Origin of the sequence: Streptomyces milbemycinicus, from assembly GCF_002154605.1 — a bacterium.
Taxonomy (GTDB): domain Bacteria; phylum Actinomycetota; class Actinomycetes; order Streptomycetales; family Streptomycetaceae; genus Streptomyces; species Streptomyces milbemycinicus.
The window spans coordinates 1-1,248 of record NZ_MUNE01000594.1 but is presented as its reverse complement, the minus strand read 5'-3'; the positions used below and the strand labels follow the sequence as shown (position 1 = coordinate 1,248).

At 74.3% G+C, this 1,248-nt stretch carries 1 protein-coding gene; it reads left to right on the top strand.

Going from position 1 to position 1,248, the window contains the following annotated elements; all coding sequences use genetic code 11:
* Positions 1–1,229, top strand: a 1,229-nt coding sequence (locus CCN51_RS39675; RefSeq protein WP_086860681.1) for a YcaO-like family protein, incomplete at its 5' end; no start/stop codon positions are given.
* Positions 1,230–1,248 lie beyond the last annotated feature (19 nt).

Below are 1,248 nucleotides of genomic sequence, written 5' to 3'. Positions count from 1 at the left end.
AGACCGGGCTGCTGCGCGAGGTGAGCGCGGTGTCCGCCGGGGTGCCCCTCGCGCGGGCTCCGCTCACGCTGCCCGGTGGCGGCGAGTTCGAGGCGGGCCTGGGGACGGGCGACGAGTGGGGCGCCGCGCAGGCGGCGGCGCTGCTGGAAGGCGTCGAGCGGTATGCGAGCGTACGGCCGCGGGCGCGGCGGGCCGCGGTACGGGCCGCGTACGCCGAGGTGCGCGAGGACGCCGTCGACCCGCGCACACTAGGGCTCCACCCGGACGGCCACTACGACCTGCCCGGTTTCCCCTTCCGCCGGTTCGACGAGGCGGCGGTGACCGAGTGGGTGTGGGGCTGGTCGTACGGCCGGGACCGGCCCCTACTGCTGCCGCAGTCCTACGTCTACTTTCTGTCCGCCACCGAGCGGGACCGCGCCTTCGCCTTCGAGGTGTCCAACGGCTGCGCGCTGGGCAGTTGCCTTGAGGAGGCCCAGCTGCACGGGCTGCTCGAAGTGGCCGAACGGGACGCCTTCTTCACCACCTGGTACCGGCGCACCCCGCTCGACGCCATCGACCCGGACAGCGCCCGCGACCGCACCGTACCGCTCCTGGCCGAACACCTCACCCAGCTCACCGGACACCGCGTCCATCTCCTCGACGCCACCCAGGAACAGCACATCCCCTGCGTCGTGGCCCTCGCCGTGGACGAGGACGAGCGGCCGGACACGCCCCGCGCGGCCGTCGCGGCCGGCGCCCACCCCGACCCGGAACAGGCCGCTGTACGCGCCCTGATGGAGCTCGTGCCCCATCTGACCCTGCTGACCTCCCGCTACCGGGCCGAGCGGGAACGGGCCCGCCAGCTCGCGCTCGACCCCTCGCTCATCGCGCACCCCGCCGACCACGCCCTGGCCGCCGCTGCGCCCGAGGCGTTCGTACGCCTCGCCTTCCTGCGTGGCGGCAAGCCGCCCCGCACGTTCACCGAGGTGCACCGCGGCCGGCACCTGCCGCGATACCACGGGGACCTCACGGACGATCTGCGCGATCTGATCCGCCGATACCTGGAGACCGGACTCGATGTGATCGCCGTCGACCAGACGCCCGCCGAAGTGTCCGCGCTGGACCTGGCGGCGGCCAAGGTCGTCGTCCCCGGCACCGCCGCGGTCACCTACGGACCGCTCATGCGGCGCACCGAAGGGCTGCCCCGGCTCACCGGTCACCTGTCCGCCGACCCCCACCCCTTCCCATGACCGGCCACCACCCCGGCGC